At 57.1% G+C, this 16,923-nt stretch carries 15 protein-coding genes; all 15 read left to right on the forward strand.

Going from position 1 to position 16,923, the window contains the following annotated elements:
• Positions 1-86 precede the first annotated feature (86 nt).
• The 15 genes from A9J21_RS30910 (at position 87) to A9J21_RS30920 (ending at position 16,909) form a co-directional block, all read left to right on the forward strand.
• Positions 87-953 carry a sulfurtransferase gene (locus tag A9J21_RS30910; protein ID WP_082926372.1) on the forward strand — a complete coding sequence of 289 codons (867 nt, stop codon included), beginning with the start codon at positions 87-89 and terminating at the stop codon, positions 951-953.
• Positions 950-2,728: an FAD-dependent monooxygenase gene (locus A9J21_RS30915; protein WP_082926373.1), complete on the forward strand. Its 1,779-nt coding sequence runs from the start codon at positions 950-952 to the stop codon at positions 2,726-2,728. Before A9J21_RS30910 ends, A9J21_RS30915 begins: the two co-directional genes overlap by 4 nt.
• 360 nt (positions 2,729-3,088) lie before the next feature.
• Complete coding sequence (locus A9J21_RS12380; RefSeq protein WP_082926374.1) at positions 3,089-3,781, forward strand: TetR/AcrR family transcriptional regulator; 693 nt, start codon at positions 3,089-3,091, stop codon at positions 3,779-3,781.
• A 92-nt stretch (positions 3,782-3,873) separates the two neighbouring features.
• On the forward strand, positions 3,874-4,848 hold the full coding sequence (locus A9J21_RS12385; protein WP_066735952.1) for a tripartite tricarboxylate transporter substrate binding protein: 975 nt from the start codon (positions 3,874-3,876) through the stop codon (positions 4,846-4,848).
• Positions 4,845-5,246, forward strand: coding sequence for a hypothetical protein (locus A9J21_RS31525; protein ID WP_156545831.1), 402 nt, complete (start codon positions 4,845-4,847; stop codon positions 5,244-5,246). Before A9J21_RS12385 ends, A9J21_RS31525 begins: the two co-directional genes overlap by 4 nt.
• On the forward strand, positions 5,243-6,388 hold the full coding sequence (locus tag A9J21_RS12390; RefSeq protein ID WP_066735954.1) for a thiolase family protein: 1,146 nt from the start codon (positions 5,243-5,245) through the stop codon (positions 6,386-6,388). Before A9J21_RS31525 ends, A9J21_RS12390 begins: the two co-directional genes overlap by 4 nt.
• Positions 6,389-6,413: 25 nt before the next feature.
• On the forward strand, positions 6,414-7,205 hold the full coding sequence (locus A9J21_RS12395) for an enoyl-CoA hydratase/isomerase family protein (protein WP_066735956.1): 792 nt from the start codon (positions 6,414-6,416) through the stop codon (positions 7,203-7,205).
• A 42-nt stretch (positions 7,206-7,247) separates the two neighbouring features.
• Entirely contained in the window at positions 7,248-8,060 is an 813-nt protein-coding gene (locus A9J21_RS12400) for an SDR family NAD(P)-dependent oxidoreductase (protein ID WP_066735957.1), read from the forward strand.
• Positions 8,061-8,071: 11 nt separating this feature from the next.
• The gene (locus tag A9J21_RS12405; RefSeq protein WP_066735958.1) at positions 8,072-9,121 is read left to right on the forward strand and encodes a nitronate monooxygenase family protein; all 1,050 of its coding nucleotides are present in this window, start codon (positions 8,072-8,074) and stop codon (positions 9,119-9,121) included.
• A 22-nt stretch (positions 9,122-9,143) separates the two neighbouring features.
• Positions 9,144-10,682, forward strand: coding sequence for an AMP-binding protein (locus tag A9J21_RS12410; protein WP_066735960.1), 1,539 nt, complete (start codon positions 9,144-9,146; stop codon positions 10,680-10,682).
• Entirely contained in the window at positions 10,682-11,890 is a 1,209-nt protein-coding gene (locus A9J21_RS12415) for an iron-containing alcohol dehydrogenase family protein (protein WP_066735962.1), read from the forward strand. The genes A9J21_RS12410 and A9J21_RS12415 overlap by 1 nt, the downstream gene beginning before the upstream one ends.
• 11 nt (positions 11,891-11,901) lie before the next feature.
• Complete coding sequence (locus A9J21_RS12420; protein WP_066736128.1) at positions 11,902-13,371, forward strand: aldehyde dehydrogenase; 1,470 nt, start codon at positions 11,902-11,904, stop codon at positions 13,369-13,371.
• Between the two features lie 62 nt (positions 13,372-13,433).
• Positions 13,434-14,399, forward strand: coding sequence for a tripartite tricarboxylate transporter substrate binding protein (locus A9J21_RS12425; RefSeq protein ID WP_156545833.1), 966 nt, complete (start codon positions 13,434-13,436; stop codon positions 14,397-14,399).
• 257 nt (positions 14,400-14,656) lie between these two features.
• On the forward strand, positions 14,657-15,682 hold the full coding sequence (locus tag A9J21_RS12430; protein ID WP_066735964.1) for a tripartite tricarboxylate transporter substrate binding protein: 1,026 nt from the start codon (positions 14,657-14,659) through the stop codon (positions 15,680-15,682).
• A gap of 183 nt (positions 15,683-15,865) precedes the next feature.
• On the forward strand, positions 15,866-16,909 hold the full coding sequence (locus A9J21_RS30920; RefSeq protein ID WP_082926375.1) for a porin: 1,044 nt from the start codon (positions 15,866-15,868) through the stop codon (positions 16,907-16,909).
• The last annotated feature ends 14 nt before the right edge of the window (positions 16,910-16,923 follow it).

Raw genomic sequence — 16,923 nt, forward strand, 5'->3', positions numbered from 1 at the left:
CACCGCCTCAAGACGAAGCATGAACCCAGGGTGGGTCAATTTTCGATGCAAATGCTGGGTCCGTTTTCCGTGCAAATCAACACTCCATGCCCCTATCCCGCGAAGCCCCTCCTCCGGATTATTCCGTCGCTCTTGTAAGTGCGGAAGCGTTGCTCAACAGTCCCACGCCCAATCGCCTATTCATCGATGTTCGCCTAGGAGATCCTGCCGCAGAACTCAGCAACTATCAGGACTGCCATATTTATGGCGCTGTTTATGCGCAGATTCGGGATGTGTTCGCTGGCCTACCTACGCAACTCTCCGGCAACCTGCCACTGCCAAATCTCGTCGACCTCAATCAGGAACTAGCGGTGTGGGGCGTGGGGATAGATACTGAAATTGTGGTGTACGGGCCCAGCCCTGCACTGGCGGCAAGGGGATGGTGGGTTCTGCGCTGGGCCGGATTAACCAAAGTCCGAGTGCTCGACGGGGGCCTAAAGGCATGGATTTCGGCAGGCGGACCAGTGGCACGCGGTACGGCATCGCCGCGACCTACGACGGCTCCACTGTTACTCGGAGGCGGTCATCTTGCACAGATCGATGCCAAAAATCTTCTAGCAGTACTTGAGAGCGATTCAGCCGCTCCGCTGCTAATCGACGCGCGGAATGAGGACGCCTACCAGGCAGGCCATATCCGCGGCGCTCGAAATATCCCCGCTTCTTCGCTGTGGACTCCCTCTGGCACGCTTCGTGGTCCGGAAGCGCTGACTCGCCAACTCTCCGATGTTGGAGCCGATGATGTCCACCAGGTGATCATTTACTGCGGAGGTGGCGTGCTTTCGGCGCTCACATATCTTGTATTGGAGCAGACACGGACAACGAAACCAACGCCCCTGCTCTATGTAGGTTCTTGGTCTGAGTGGATCAAAGAGCCGGCGCGACTGCAACTCACCCGCAGCGGGAGCGCGGCATGACCGATCGACTGAATTCTAGTTACCAACTGGACGCGCGCACGATCTCGCCCGGTAGCAGTACGCTAACAGCTGGGGTACATCGCCTCGAAGGATACGATGTCGCCATCTGTGGTGGTGGTCCCGTCGGACTTGCGCTTGCCTACCTGCTGGGCCGCCAAGGAATTCGCACAGTCTTGTTTGAGAAACGGCCCCACACGACAACGTTGCCCAAAGGACAATCCGTCCACGCATCCACTGCTGAACTCTATCGTCAATGGGGTGTCTGGGATCTACTTGACAAGGCCGGATGGCCTTTAAGCGAATCAAATGGTCAAGGCTACTATCTTCGTGTTGGCTTGGGGCCAGTCGCCGAAGTCAGGCAATCTGATGGTTCAGATAACGAGTACGCTAACAAATGGCACGAGTTGTCGCCGACCACACCACGTAAGGTTCCGGCATCCGATTATGAATCAGCGCTACGACGACAGGCTGCGAAATGGCCGTCTATAACGCTGCGTTTCGCGACCGAAGTCGTCGACGTCAAACCAACTGTTAATGGCCTACGCCTCTCCGTCCAAGATCAGTTGGGCGGGCAACATGAAATCGACGCAAGCTACCTCGTGGCTTGCGATGGTGCTCGCAGTCTTATCCGTAGCCGTACAGCGCAGGGGGAGGACCATGGTCCCACGTTTGGGAATCAGGTGCTGACAGAGTTCCGCGCGGATCTCGCCAATACGCTAGGCCGAGATGGCTACTTTCACTCCTTCATCCTCGACCCTCGGTACGCCGGCTGGTTCGGAAGCCAACATCCGGACACAAAACTATGGCGCTACAGTTTCAAACACGACGAAGAATCCCTGCCAGAACCTGCGGCCGTAATAGCACGAATCCGCGGCGCCCTCGGCATGCCCGAGCTTCCAATTGATATCGTCAAAACGTGGCGCTTTGACTACACCACTGGGCTATTGCGAAATTGGCGCGAGGGGCGCGTTCTGTTTGCTGGTGATGCCGCACATTGGCACTCGCCATGGGGCGGATTTGGGGCCAACATTGGCGTTCAGGATGCGAACAACCTTGCGTGGAAGCTTGCGCTTGTGGTTCGCGGGTTGGCCAGCGCCGAACTTCTAGATACCTATGAAGCTGAGCGCAAGCCTAAGGCGCAACTAGCTGTCAAAGCGGCGACTTACAACGCGATGAATTTCCAGGCCATTGTTGCGAGCACACTAGTCGGCGAGCCTACTGCAATACGTGACGGTAAGCTCAGCGCGGTCGGCGAAACGTTCTTGCGCGAAGGCGTAGAGCGCCACGGTGCGTCAAGCATTCTCCATGTTGGATTTCAGTTTGGCACCACCTATCACTCGAAGATAGTGATGCGCGATGGCGCGTCTCCTCCGAGAAATACCATCCTCGACTACATCGAGAGTACCGTCAGTGGAGTGCGGGCGCCTCACGTCTGGCTACGCGATGGAGCTGGCCATGTTGTATCCACCGTTGACTTATGGGGGCGTGGCTTCACGCTTCTAGCCGCACGAGCACACGCGACAACGTGGCGACTCGCTGCCGCGAAGATTGAAGTGGAAACTGGCATTCCAATCGAAGTGGTAGCCATTGGTCCCGAAGGCGACTACACGGCCGAGGAGCCTAAGTTCGAGCGGCTTTATGCTGTCGCGAACGGGGATGCCTTGCTCGTGCGACCGGATGGCTTTGTAGCGCGGCGGCTGACCACCGCAGGAGGCGCCGATCTGTTACGGGAGACGTTCATGCGCTTGACCTGTCGCGAAGTCACTCCAGCATGAGTTTGTTTGGGCGATGACGTAGTTCATCGCCCTTGGCCGAACCCCAGTCGTACCTCCAAGACAGCGCCCTTTCGCCAACTGCGAACCTCCAGAAATCGCCCTTCACACATCATTGCGATTTTCTCCTCCGAAGAGCCTCAGCATCCCGGTCCAAACGACTTTCAACAGGTCGTGCTGCGCCTTGACTAGCGGCTATTGACGGGCGCTGACGTCCACCAGTGCATCCGAAGGCACTACTTCTGCACCCAAATCGCTAGTTCCACTCCGCAGAACATACTTACGGTACATACCGCAAGTATGTTGGTTTACCCCTAGAATCGTTAACTTGCGGTGCGCACCGCTTGTAAATAGAATCACTGCATGATGACGAAAACCAGCCCAATCTCCCTCGTCGACGACGATGCAAACGAGCAAACTGCGGCCTCGCTAAAGCGTCCACGCCGTACACAAGCCGAAAGAGTGGCGGAGTCAGACCGGCGGCTATTGGAAGCTGCTACGCGCTTGATTGCGGAGCGTGGATATACGCACACTACCCTTGAAGCCACCGGAATCGAGGCCGGCTATAGCCGCGGCCTAGTTCAGCACCGATTCGGGACGAAGGACCGTTTGCTGGAGGAGCTTATCAAGCACATTGCTGACGCCCACCGTGCGCGGCTCCTCGAGCGCATGCGCGGCCTAACCGGGTTGGGTGCAATTTTTTGCGAGATCGACTGCTACTTGGAGGGCATGGACAACCCATCCGTAAACTCCCGAGCATTCTTTGTGCTGATGCTCGAGTCCATCGGACCCGCACCTCAAATACGCCCCACATTTGCAGCTATAAGCGCACGTTGGCACCGCGCCATCACACGGCATATCGAAGCCGGCCAACGGGCCGGTGAGATCCGCTCGGAGATTGTTGCAGCCGATGAAGCGCATTTGCTTATCGCGACGGTACGCGGTTTACGCACCCAATCGATGCTAAGCCCAGTGACTAGCAATATTGCGGTGGCTATCCGAACGTTGAAAGACAGCCTCAGATCCCGCTTGCTGGTCTCCGCACCAAAGGCGTAGGTCCCACAGCTCTTCTCTAACACCTCCACACCGCGCTGCAATGCCGGTGGGGACGCGCTCGCCCGTACATTCTAAAAGTAGGAGATATTCCCGTGCACCGACGATGGCTTAGCCTCTTCGCCGCTGCGGCCTTTGCCGCCACCTTTGCGCCGCTGTCCCATGGCGCCGAGTATCCCAACAAACCAATTAGGCTTGTCGTGGGGTTTCCTCCTGGAGGCGCCTCCGACGTCGTCGCCCGGCTTCTTCAACCTTCGCTTCAGCAGCAGTTGGGCCAGCCCATCGTTATCGAGAATCGTCCGGGCGCAAATGGGAATCTCGCGAACGAAGCAGTGGCACGAGCCGACCCCGACGGCTATACCCTCCTTTTGGGCAATCCCGGACCACTTGTACTCAATCCGTATCTCTACAAGCGAGTAGCGATTGACCCGGCGAAGGCTTTCACACCTGTGACTCAACTGACTGAGAGCCCCATGGTCATCGTGGTGCCCGCCAAATCCTCGGTTAAGACCATGCGAGACCTTCTGGAAAAGGCACGTCGAAATCCAGGAAAGCTGACATATGGCAGCGCCGGTAATGGCAGTTCGATGCATGTTGCCGGAGCGACCCTCCAGATGCGCCTGAATGCGCCACTCATACATGTTCCCTACAAGGGCAGCGGGCCAGCCATCAATGACCTTCTTGGAGGACAGCTGGATTTCATGCCCGACAGTCGCTCAACGACGCTCCCGCTGATTCGGGACGGCCGCCTGCGCGCTCTCGCCGTAACGGGTAGCCATCGCGTATCAGATCTGCCAGATGTGCCGACCGTCGCCGAGTCTGGGCTACCTGGATTCGATGTCACGACGTGGCTCGGCGTTGTTGCCCCCGCAGGCACCCCCACCCCAATCGTCCTGAAACTCTACAAGGCCTTCAACGTTGCACTTAAGGATCCTACCGTCGACAAGAGGCTCAATGAGCTCGGCACTGGGGTTAAGGGTAGCAAGCCAGAGGAATTCGCAAAGGCCCTAGAAGGCGAGCGCCAAAGCGCGCGCCAATTGGTGCAGAAAACCGGGATGTCAATCGAATGATGAATCAGAAATCCACGGCAGAGCATGTAACACCTGCCCTTCAAGTAGCCCAATGCACCGTGTGCCAGGGCTTTAGTTTTCCAGCCAACGTACCTGGATGCCGCCATTGCGGAAGCCCTGAGCTGAAAGCCGTTACCTGCGATCAGCCCGTGCAACTTCTTAACGTCATCACGGTGCACGCTGAACTTGCAGCTGGCCTAACCGTTCCCGCAATCATCGGCGAAGTCGAACTGTGCCCGGGCGTCATCGAGGAAGTTCGCGTCGATGCCGAAAACGAGGCTGAAGTGCCCCCAGGAACATGGCTAACTCCGACTTGGTCCGACGACCTTGATGGCGGCGCCTGGGTCTTCCGATCCGTATTCGTTAAGGATTTTACGCGCGAGGTAAACGCAGAATGAACGGTTCCCTACTTAAAGAGCGCGCGGTGTATGTGATTGGCATCGGCATGCATCCTTATCAGTTTCCGAGCACTACCCCATATGTGAATCTTGGTCTCACGGCTGTAAGAGAGGCCCTGCAGGACGCAGGGCTGCTGTGGTCGCAAGTACAAAGCGCATTCGTTGGTACAGCAGCTCTTGGAATGGCGGCGGGCCGGGTTATGTTGCGCCACTTGGGATCAACAGGCCTTGAGGTCGCTCAGGTAGAAAACGCTTCGGCTTCCGGCTCGACTGCCTTCCGATTGGCGTGCCTTCAGGTTGCTTCGGGAGAGCGCGATGTTGTCTTGGCGGTGGGCGTTGACAAGTTCGGCGATGGTCGCCGTGCCATCTTGAAGGATGGACTGACCCCACTGAGCCCCACAGCCAATGTGCCCCTCGTGAAGTTCGCCCTGCAAGCAAGACGCTACATGCGGGAGCGAAATCTGAAACATGAGGATTTGGCAGCCGTAGCAGTCAAAAACCACGGTAACGCATCTCTGAATCCATACGCCCAATTCCGGAAGCCACGCACCATCGAGCAAGTATTGAACTCGCCGAAGATTGCCGGAGACCTCACGACGATGCAATGTTGCCCGCGCGGAGAAGGCGCCGCTGCGGTCCTGGTCGTCTCCGATGATGTTATCCGGCGCCTCGGCTTGGATCGCTCCCGCGCGGTGAGAGTGCTGGCGTCCGTGGCGAGCAGCGAAGAACTCGCCCAAGACGCGCCCCCACTTGTTGAGCTTGTTCGTAAATCATCCGCCGAAGCACTCGCGCAAGCAGCCGTCGCGCCCACCGAACTGGACATCGTCGAACTGCATGACGCCTTCACTATTGAAGAGATTCTCTACAGCGAGGCCATTGGCGTATGTAAGCCTGGCGAAGGCGCTGAATTCGTTGCCCGAGGCGCATCAAAGATCGGCGGAAACTGTGCAGTAAACCCTTCTGGCGGCCTGATCGGCATGGGCCACCCCCTCGGACCGACAGGAGTTGGGCAGGTTGCCGAGATCACCCGACAACTCCGGGGCGAAGCGAAGGGCCGACAACACAACGGTGCACGCCTCGGCATGGCCCACATGATTGGACTGGGTTCCGTGGCCATCGCGCATGTCCTAGCTCGTCCGTGATCCATCAGAAGTGTCTCCTACCAATATGGAATACGAAACTCTCCTCTACGAAGTAGTCGACAGCGTAGCGCTAATCAGACTGAATCGCCCCGAGCGTATGAACGCCATTGGTGGCAACATGAAAGCTGACCTCTCACACGCACTTTTCGAGCAAGCGCGCGGCGACGAAGCTATACGTTGCGTCGTCATCACTGGTGCAGGTGACAAGGCGTTCTGTGCCGGAGCTGACATCAAAGAGCGCGCCGGCAAGTCGATTCCTCAAGCGCAGTATCACCTGCAACAAAAAGCAACTCATGACCTATTTCGCGCCATCGAACAGTTCGAGAAGCCGGTTATCGCAGCGATAAACGGTGTGGCGCTTGGTGGCGGACTTGAAATCGCCCTTTGCTGTGATGTCCGCATTGCAGCAAGCAGCGCAAAACTCGGATTGCCAGAGGCCCGTATTGGAGTGTTGCCGGCGGCTGGGGGAACACAACGTCTCCCTCGCCTAGTTGGCCAAGGTGTAGCGAAGGAGTTGATGCTCACAGGCGACCACATCGACGCGGAGCGAGCCCTTGCAATAGGACTCGTAAACCAAGTCGTTTCGTCGGCGGACTTGCTACCCACCGCACTGGCCATGGCAGACCGAATGGCAGCCAATGCACCCCTTGCGCTGCGCTACATCAAGCATGCAATCGACGTTGGCCTCCAAGTTGGAGTCGACGCTGGCCTGGAGTACGAACGATATGCAGCGGCACTTGTCGTGTCTAGCGAAGATCGCAAGGAAGGCATGCTCGCGTTCGTAGAGAAGCGAAAGCCAGTATTCCGAGGTCGGTAAATAGCACTCAACACCTCGAATCTTAACAATTGAGAGAACCACATGGACTTGAACCTGAAGAACAAAGTTGCCTTCGTAACCGGCGGTGGCCAAGGCGTCGGACGCCGCATTTGCCTGGATTTGGCAGCGGAAGGCGTCAAGGTTGCGGTAAATGATCTCTTCGCGGAAAGGGCAAATGCCGTCGCGGAGGAAATTAAGGCTGCAGGCGGTGAAGCATTTGCAGCGGTGGCAGACATCACCTCGGAAGCTGACATCAATGCTGCTATTGCGGCGTCAAGAGAAGCTCTTGGTGAAATCGACATTCTGGTGAACAACGCCGGCGTCCTTGTGGAACGACGCGAAAAAGGCGGTGCAGCCCCACTTTTTCTGGACACCACGACTGACGGCTGGGAGCGCATTGTCAATCTAAACGTCTACGGGATGATGCACTGCTGCAAAGCAGTGCTACCAGGGATGAAAGCACGGCGCCACGGAAAGATCGTCAACATCATGTCCGAAGCAGGTCGTGCTGGCGAAGCTCGACTTGCTGTGTATTCTGGCGCAAAGGCCGCGATGCTCGGATTCGCCAAAGCAATCGCCCAGGAGCACGGTCGAGATTGCATCAACGTAAATGTCATCGCTCTCGGTGCAGTTTCCCACGAAGGAATCGCCGAAGGTGCACTACACCCCTCTTCCACGCCAGAGACCAATGAACGTCTCGGGAAAATGCTCAATGCCTATCCCATCGGCCGAGGATTGCAGAGGCTGGCGCGCCCGGAAGATGTTTCCGGAATGGTCTGCCTACTCGCTTCGGACCGCGCCGCCTATATCACAGGTCAGAGCATCGGCATTAGCGGCGGATTCGTGATGATCTAACGGCCTCCGATATGTCAGCCCTTCAAGAGTCCCCATCTAATAGTCCCGCCTTGCGCACGCGGATCACCGACTTGTTTGGCATCGACTACCCGATATTGGGGGGAGGCTTGATGTGGCTGTCGGATGCCCGCTATGTGGCGGCCCTAGCCAATGCTGGCGCACTAGGATTTCTCACGCCCCGTTCCTTCGATGGTCTCGATGCATATCGCGCGGCACTCCAGAACTGCGTAAGGCTTGCCGGAGGGCGGCCCATCGGAGTCAACATCACGCAGTCCCGGCGCGCAAAAGAGAATGCGTCTGTCCATGCCTGGATTGACATTGCGCTCGAAGAAGGTGTTCGTTGCTTCGAGACAGTCGGGCCGTCACCGGACAGCTTGTTCACAAGAATCCACGCAGCCGGCGCGAAGGTAATCCACAAGTCTGCGTTTGTCGAACATGCGTTGAAAGCCGAACAGGTTGGCGCGGACGCCGTCGCTTTGGTCGGGTGTGAAGCCGGTGGACACCCCGGTACTAATGAGTTGCCTTCTTTCGTATCAGGAGCCTTGGCGCTCAGGCATCTGAAGGTTCCCATGGCATTGGGCGGCGGCATTGGAGACGGGCATCAGATCGCAGCAGCGCTGGCGCTCGGCGCTGATGCGGTCCTTATGGGTACGCGTCTTCTGGTTTCAGAGGAAATCTGGGCACACGATGACTACAAGCGCCATCTCGTTCGGCAGCCAGCCGAAGCCTCAACGGTCGCCTTACGTGCATCCGGTAATCCGTGGCGTGTGTTGAACAACGAGACGGTCCACGACATCGAGCAACTCGAAAAACACGGAGCCAGACAGTATGCGGAATTCGGAGCGCTCGCGACGGGTCGACTCGGCCGTGACCATTGCTACGCCCGTGGAGACTGGAGTACAGGACTCCTCTCTATGGGGCCCGCAATCGGTTTCGCCGATGCAGTCGAGCCTGTGGAGAGCATTCTCATCCGCTTGATGACAGACGCACAAAAGGCTGTCACGCGACTTTCCGCAATGTCAGCAGCGACAGCAGAAATTGCGACAACGTTCCGGCAGTAGCGAAACATCGAGAAATTACCGCATGAATTCGAATCTCACCATCCATTTTGGCGATCGCCAAGTCTCGGCTCAGGAATTGAGCTTGCGCGCCGACAAGGCGGCCTCAGGTTTCGCCGCCCTTGGGCTTAAGGCAGGCGACGCAGTGGCAGTCATGCTTCGAAACGACTTGCCGTACCTCGAAGCTATCCTGGCGCTAGATCGACTCGGCGTGCATTTGGTTGCTGTCAATTGGCATTTCAACGCCGATGAAGCTGCTTACATTCTTAAAGACTGCGAGGCGAAGGCATTCGTAGTGCACGCCGACCTACTTGCAGGCATCTCAGGAGCAGTCCCGACCGGGATGCAGGTCATCGTCGTCCCTACCCCCGACGAAATTTTGGAAGCCTACAAACTTCCCAGGTCGACTTACCCCGTGCCTGCCGGAATGCAATCGTGGCCTACCTGGCGAGACGGGTTTCCAGCATCCACGACTGCGCGTGTTCCCTCAGTCGGAAGTATGCTGTACACATCCGGCACAACGGGACGACCAAAGGGCGTTATGCGCCTGCCCGGCACGCCGCTCCAGCACGAAGGGTCCCTTCGTATACGCGCTATGGCGAGCCAAGCAAGACAAGGCATGCACTGTGCCATTGTCGGCCCGCTCTATCACGCCGGCCCGAACGCCGCAGCACGAGTCGCACTTGAGTTGGCCGCAGACATCGTCATCCTGCCTCGCTTCGATGCCGAAGAATTGATGCAGGTCATTGAACGACATCGGGTCACCCATCTTTCATTGGTCCCCATTATGTTGGTGCGACTTCTGAAACTTCCGATGGAAACCCGGCAGCGATACAACACCTCGTCTCTCGAGAACGTAACGCATGGTGGCTCTCCGTGTGCACCCGACGTTCGTCGAGCGATCATCGACTGGTGGGGACCAATCGTCAATGAGACATACGGTTCGACCGAAGCCGGTCTGGTGACCTTTGCAACATCGGCTGACTGGCTGTCACACCCTGGCACTGCCGGGAAGCCGTTTCCAGGAACAACTATCCGCGTCCTAGACGCCGAAGGTCGGCAGTTAAGCGCTGGCGAGGTAGGCGAGATCTATGTGAACACCGGAGACAATGCACTTCCATTTACCTACCGCAACAATGAGGCGCAACGGCGCGCAATCGAACGGGACGGCTACATCACCAATGGTGACGTAGGGTACATGGACACAGATGGATACCTATATATCACCGACCGCAAACGTGACATGGTTATTTCGGGCGGCGTGAACATCTATCCCGCCGAAATCGAACACGCTCTGGTGAGTAATCCAGAGGTCGCCGACTGTGCCGTTTTCGGGGTTCCAGACCCAGAGTTCGGAGAGGCGGTCGCCGCAGCGGTCGTGCGCGCACCAGGAAGCGCAATTACGGAGTCGGAAGTTAGAGATTGGCTACGACAGCGTATTGCCGGGTACAAGGTTCCACGCCTAGTGGAGTTCCATACAGCATTGCCGCGAGACAGCATGGGAAAGGTCTTCAAGAATCAGCTTCGCGCACCGCATTGGGAACGCGTTGGGCGGGCGATCTGATGACCTCCACATCATACTTCGGGGTGGACCCAGGAAATTTCTCCATACATTGGCCCGGCGAGGCGCAATTCGGCCCTGGCTGTGTTGACAGCCTGGCGCAGTGGGCATCGGCGTGGAACGTTCGCAAGCCGATTCTCATCAGCGATCAAGGCATCATCGATTCCGGCCTCCTCGCCCCAGTCCTCGAACTTCTTCGTGCGTCTGGTGCCGAGCCGGTGATCTACGGCGGCGTCGAAGCCAATCCAACCATTAGCAACGTCGTGCTGGCAAAAGCCGTGTGGCACAGCCAGGATTGCGATGGACTCATTGCATTTGGCGGAGGCAGTGTAATCGACGTCTCCAAGATCCTGCTGGCCCATCTCTGCAGTGACGCCCCTATCGTTGACGTCCTTAAGGACGGGGATGCGCTATTGGTACGTCCGCTTCCTCCCTTTGCCGCTGTCCCTACGACGGCCGGCACTGGCAGTGAGAGTACGACCGCTGCACTGATCAAAGATGAGTTTGGTCGAAAGCATGTCATGCGAAGCCGTCGCTGCCGTCCGCAGTGGATTGCTTTGGACCCGCGACTTACGCTCAGCGTGCCGCGGAGCGTTTCGGCCTGTACTGGATTCGATGTCGTTATGCACGCGCTAGGAGCTGCGACGAATCGCGCAAGCAATCCGCTTGGAGAAATTCTCGCCATCGACGCACTCTCCCGGTCGTTGCGTGCGCTCCCGACTGTTCTGAACGATTTGAAAAACCTAGACGCTCGCACGGAATTAATGCTGGCGAGCTATCTTGCAGGCGTAGCGATGAGTCTGCGTGGCGTCGATGGGATACATGGGCTATGCACACCGCTTGAATCAGTCGTTGAAGCACCACATGCTCATGTGCTCGCCGTCGTTTGCGAACCGCTCATGCGCTTTAACCTTGAAACAATGGCTCCCTGCTACGCGAGACTGGCTGTTTCGTGCGGCATCGTCTCAGGTGAAACAAGTATCCGCGACCAAGCGCATAGCCTGATCGAGGCGATCTGTAACCTTCGCGAGCTGGCCTGTCTCCCGCGCTCTTTGGATGACATTGGTGCAAATTTAGAAGCTATGCCTTCGGTCTACGAAGCCGCTCGAACCAACGCGTCCCTTCGCCTCAACGGCAGACAACTGTCACAAGACGACATCGTTACGGTCTATGCCGCCATGCGCGGTGCAAACCACAAAGAAAATTCATGACTGGAGCCACCATGAATCCCGAATCCGTTCTGCGCCGAGAGACATATCCCTTGCTGATCAATGGCGAGGAACGCTTATCGGCAACCCGCGCAAGCTTTTCCGTGATTAACCCGTCTTACGGCACACATCTTGCACATGTCGCCGAAGCCGACGTGTCCGATGTTGATGCCGCCGTCCAGGCCGCGCAGCACGCGTTCGATACCTACTGGAGCAGGACATCGGGTCGCGAGCGTAGTCGCTTGCTCAGGAAACTTGCTGACGCCCTCGACCGGCGACGCGAACAACTTGCCTGGCTTGAGACGTGGAACGTCGGTCGCCCCATCACCCTCACCAGGGCGGCTATGCAAACCATGCTCGACGGCATTGATTACGTCGCTGGCGTCTCTCAAGGCATTGGCGGCCAAACTCTCAATGTCGCGGATACGTCGGTTGTCAACTTTACGTTACGCGAGCCTTTTGGCGTAGTTGGCCTAATTCTTCCATGGAATTACCCGCTGACACTAACGATCAGCAAGCTGATGCCGGTACTCGCTGCGGGAAATACGGCCGTCATCAAGGCATCTGAGATTACGCCTCTTTCAAGCGTAGAGTTGGGCGCCGCAGTCCTTGAGGCAGGGTTCCCGCCAGGAGTAATCAATATTGTGCATGGGCCGGGCGCCACTGTTGGCCAAGCCTTGGTGGAGCATCCGCTTGTTGAGAGGATCTCTTTCACCGGCGGCACTATAACGGGCAAGGCCATTTATCGCAGTGCAGCCGACCGAATCAAGCGCGTTACTCTCGAACTTGGAGGCAAATCGCCCCTCATTGTGTTTGCCGACGCCGATATCGACGCTGCGGTCAGCGTAGCTTTGCAGGATATCACTAAGAATACCGGGCAAATCTGCGTCGCTTGTACTCGCCTCCTCGTAGAAACGCCCATTGTGGACGTCTTCACTGAAAAGCTGCGTGACGCCTACCGGAAGATCCGCGTTGGATTACCGGAGCACGAGGATACCGAAATGGGTCCCGTCGTAAGTCGCGCGCAATATGAAAGGGTTAATCGTTGTATTGCTAACGGCCAAGAGGAAGGCGCAACTGCGGAGGTGATGATCGACCTTTCAGGCCGTGACGAACTGCGCAACGGCTTCTTCGTACCGCCAGTCCTCCTTACGGGAACGAATAACAAGATGACTGTGGTCCAAGATGAAATCTTCGGACCTGTCCAGGCATTGATGTCATTCACCGGCGAAGACGAGGCAGCTCGGATCGCAAACGACAGCCGTTATGGACTCGCTGGTGTTGTCTACACCCGCGATGCCGGACGGGCGATGCGAATGTGCAAAGCCCTGAAGATTGGAAATCTCGCCATCAACAACCCTATCAAGGCAACCGTGGATGCACCATTCGGCGGCTACAAGGAGTCGGGCCTTGGCAAAGAACGCGGCATCGACGCGATTCTCGAGAACACTCAGGTAAAGAACGTGCGTTTCTCGATGCGCTAACGCGACTCACACCGTCGTCGCGACGACGACGACGGTACCTCATAAAAAAGAGGAGACAACCCTTGAAGTTTATTGCAACCATGCTGCTAGCTGCGGCAGGGGCGAGCTCATCGGTAACCTACGCCGAGCCAACCTTCCCCACCCGTCCAATCCGATTGCTTGTTGGCTTCGCCGCTGGTGGCATCACCGATATTACCGCGCGCCAAATTGCCTCTGGCATGAGTAAGGAACTGGGTCAGCCGGTCGTCGTCGACAACCGTACTGGCGCCGGAGGAAACATTGCCACAGCGGAGCTTGCCCGCTCAAAGGCGGACGGATACACGCTCATGCTGGCCTCGCCGGGCCAACTGGTAGTGAATCCGTTGACTCAAAAGTCCATCGGGTTCGACCCAAAGACAGAGTTCACTCCCATTAGCCTCGTGAATGAGAGTCCCTTCGTCTTCGTCGTTCCCGCTACATCCAAGTTCTCGAACGTACCGCAGCTCGTCGCGTGGGGAAAAGCCAATGCCGGTAAGCTGACCTACGCATCCCCCGGTACAGGAACCACGATGCATATCGCGGCTGAGATGCTTCAGATCTTTAGCGGAATCAAGGCGGTCCACGTTCCCTATCGCGGAGGCTCCCAGGCAACGAACGATCTGATTGCCGGCCGCGTGGATTTCATGATTGATAGTTTGGGCTCAGTCGCACAGCAAGTACGAGCGGGTCAACTCAAAGTACTGGCCACGGCTGGATCCAAACGTCTGGTCCAGTTCCCCGACACACCCACCTTAGCCGAAACTTACCCTGACTTCGTCGCGTCGTCTTGGCTGGGTCTGACAGGTCCGCCGAACTTGCCGCTGGCTACGGTATCGACTCTGGCAAAAGCTGTTGAACGCAGCGTGCGCGATCCGCGTTACGTCGCCAGCATCGAGCAGCGAGGAAGTACCGTTGCAACTCCTGGTCCAGAAGCATTTTCTCTGCATCTCAAGCAAGAACGAGATCGTGTCCAGCGCACTGTAGTTCGTGCGGGTATCCAACTGGATTGAACGTCCCTCAAGCTCGCGATTAATCCTTCGGAGCTTGAGCACGAATCCAACGGCTTTATCGGAATGCAGGCAGCCCCCCTTTCGGAAGGCCAACGTTCTCGAGGCGGAATGAACGCCGCGCACAGCGAAGAATGAACGCAAAACCTCGCTTGGCGCCCGTTTAACCAATCCAAGCGCGGGGCGACCGCAGTTCAATGTAAGCCAGGGGCTGTCTCACCTTTACTGCAAGCCGCCCCCTCCTACTGAGGAGTATCCAGATGAGCAAAGTCACCGAGTATCTCGTCGTCAGTACACCCAAAATCCGTAGCGCTCTGCGCATAATCGCCTGCGTAATGGCAGCGACCACGCCAATGGTCGTACCCGCGGCCGATAGCTATCCTTCCAAGCCGGTACGGATTATCGTTCCCTACCCGGCTGGCGGCATGATCGACACCACCGCCCGCGCAGTAGCCAAAGGTCTGGCACTAAGGCTAGGCAAGCCCGTAGTCGTTGAAAACAAGCCCGGCGCAAGCGGAATCATCGGCACCGACTATGTGGCGAAGGCGAGTCCGGATGGCTACACCCTGTTGATGACACTCTCCACGCCAATCACAGCGAATGTCGCCCTATACCGAAAGCTGCCATACGACCCTCGGACAGACTTGCGAGCAGTTTCTGATATCGCCACCAGTCCTGGCGTGCTGGTAGTAAGTAACTCGCTTCCTGTTAAGTCTGTCAGTGAACTAATTTCGTACGCCAAGAATAATCCTCAGAAACTAAGGATGGGATCATGGGGCCTCGGTTCGTCTCCTCACCTGCTTCAGACATACCTGAATAAGACTTATGGAACGGACATTCTGCACGTCCCATACAAGGGAGAGGCACCACTAATTCTTGAACTATTGTCTGGTCAAATCAATGTTGCCATCGGTTCGACGTCCTCCCTTCGCCAACATATTGCCGCAGGTAAGATCCGTCCACTCGCGGTACTTGGATCGCGCCGTCTAAAGGCTTTGCCGGACGTTCCAAGTATGGTCGAGTCGGGATATAGCGACACACCATTCCAGGTCCTTACGCTTACACCAACAACACTCATGACACCCGCCAAGACTCCGCCCGAGATACTTTCGAAGGTTGGCAGAGAAGTCAGCAGCGTTGTGGGCAGTCCAGTGCTGCAGAAGATGTTCGAGGAATCCGGACAAGAGCCTCTAGGAAATACACCTCAACAAGCACAAATGGCCTATCAAACGTACTTACCCGTCATCCTCAAATTGACGGCGGACACGGGTGTGACGCTCGACTAGCGGTGTAGAAACCGCGTCCGCGCGCAAGCACGGTCCCAACCCCAGACGGCAGTGCCGTTCTGTCGATATGCCGGGGCTGAAGCATCAAGTTCAATCAAACAAAATTTCACAAAAGCTGCGGCTCACGCCCCCCGCGTAGGCGGCGTTCGCATTCGCGGCACAACCACGGAGGAGAAGTACCCAATGAGGAAGCAGATTTTGGTCCTTTCAGCTGCAGTCATTACAGGGACAGGTCACGCACAATCTAGCGTCACGCTCTATGGCGTTACCGATATCGGGGTCGAGTATGTCAATAATCAGCCTGGCAGCGGGTCAAGCGCTGTACGCATGCAGTCCGGCAATTTCTCGGGAAATCGCTGGGGCCTTCGCGGAGTGGAAGATCTAGGCGGAGGACTAGCCGCAGTTTTCGGATTAGAAAGCGGCTTTAACCTCGACGATGGAAAGAGCGCCCAGGGAGGCAGACTATTTGGTCGCCAAGCGTGGGCTGGATTGAAGAGCCGCGTCGGAACTATCACCTTCGGACGCCACAGTACGCCCATCTATGACATCGGGGTGCAGTACGACCCGATGATCATCGCACCCCGGTATTCTATTGGAGTGCAGGACCCCGGATTTCAGTCGCGCGCGGATAATTCCGTCAAATACACCACGTCCGTGGGGCCGCTTACTGGCGTGGGATTTTACAGCTTTGGGGTCGACGGTACCGCCGGCGTTAATGGGGAGGTTCCCGGTCACAGCACCATTGGACGCGAGTACAGCTTCTCCCTGCAATATAGTTCAGGCCCTCTGTCCGTTGGCACTGTCTATGACGAGGTCGCAGGATCGACGTTAGCATCGATGAGCGATAGAACTCGACGAGCAGCCGTAGTCAGCACCTACGATTTTGGCAACACCATGGCCTACCTGGGATATCGATACAAGTGGGCATCGGTGGCCAACGTCTCGAATACAGGGAATCTCTACTGGGCGGGTGCAAAGTGGCGGGGTAGCGGCGCATGGACATTCACCGGCGCAACATACTATCAGGACTTTCACGGTACGGGAGCCGATCCATGGCTCTTTGTGCTGTCCGGAGAATATGCCTTTTCCAAGCGCACCGACGTATACGTAAATGTCGCATATGCGCTGAATAAGAGCGGCTCCACACTTGGCGTTGGCGGAGGCGATACTGTGCTAGCCGGTCGCAACCAAGTGGGAGTCGTCGCAGCGATCCGTCATAAGTTCTGACAAGCCATCTTCCA

This window comes from Cupriavidus sp. D384 (assembly GCF_001652915.1).
Taxonomy (GTDB): Bacteria; Pseudomonadota; Gammaproteobacteria; order Burkholderiales; family Burkholderiaceae; genus Cupriavidus.

Bases quoted from the DNA above. Each gene is read 5' to 3' on its own strand.
- A9J21_RS30910 (WP_082926372.1), top strand. From the start codon at position 87: ATGCCCCTATCCCGCGAAGCCCCTCCTCCGGATTATTCCGTCGCTCTT.
- A9J21_RS30920 (WP_082926375.1), top strand. From the start codon at position 15,866: ATGAGGAAGCAGATTTTGGTCCTTTCAGCTGCAGTCATTACAGGGACA.
- A9J21_RS12420 (WP_066736128.1), top strand. From the start codon at position 11,902: ATGAATCCCGAATCCGTTCTGCGCCGAGAGACATATCCCTTGCTGATC.
- A9J21_RS12380 (WP_082926374.1), top strand. From the start codon at position 3,089: ATGATGACGAAAACCAGCCCAATCTCCCTCGTCGACGACGATGCAAAC.
- A9J21_RS31525 (WP_156545831.1), top strand. From the start codon at position 4,845: ATGATGAATCAGAAATCCACGGCAGAGCATGTAACACCTGCCCTTCAA.
- A9J21_RS12430 (WP_066735964.1), top strand. From the start codon at position 14,657: ATGAGCAAAGTCACCGAGTATCTCGTCGTCAGTACACCCAAAATCCGT.
- A9J21_RS30915 (WP_082926373.1), top strand. From the start codon at position 950: ATGACCGATCGACTGAATTCTAGTTACCAACTGGACGCGCGCACGATC.
- A9J21_RS12405 (WP_066735958.1), top strand. From the start codon at position 8,072: ATGTCAGCCCTTCAAGAGTCCCCATCTAATAGTCCCGCCTTGCGCACG.
- A9J21_RS12395 (WP_066735956.1), top strand. From the start codon at position 6,414: ATGGAATACGAAACTCTCCTCTACGAAGTAGTCGACAGCGTAGCGCTA.
- A9J21_RS12415 (WP_066735962.1), top strand. From the start codon at position 10,682: ATGACCTCCACATCATACTTCGGGGTGGACCCAGGAAATTTCTCCATA.
- A9J21_RS12400 (WP_066735957.1), top strand. From the start codon at position 7,248: ATGGACTTGAACCTGAAGAACAAAGTTGCCTTCGTAACCGGCGGTGGC.
- A9J21_RS12390 (WP_066735954.1), top strand. From the start codon at position 5,243: ATGAACGGTTCCCTACTTAAAGAGCGCGCGGTGTATGTGATTGGCATC.
- A9J21_RS12410 (WP_066735960.1), top strand. From the start codon at position 9,144: ATGAATTCGAATCTCACCATCCATTTTGGCGATCGCCAAGTCTCGGCT.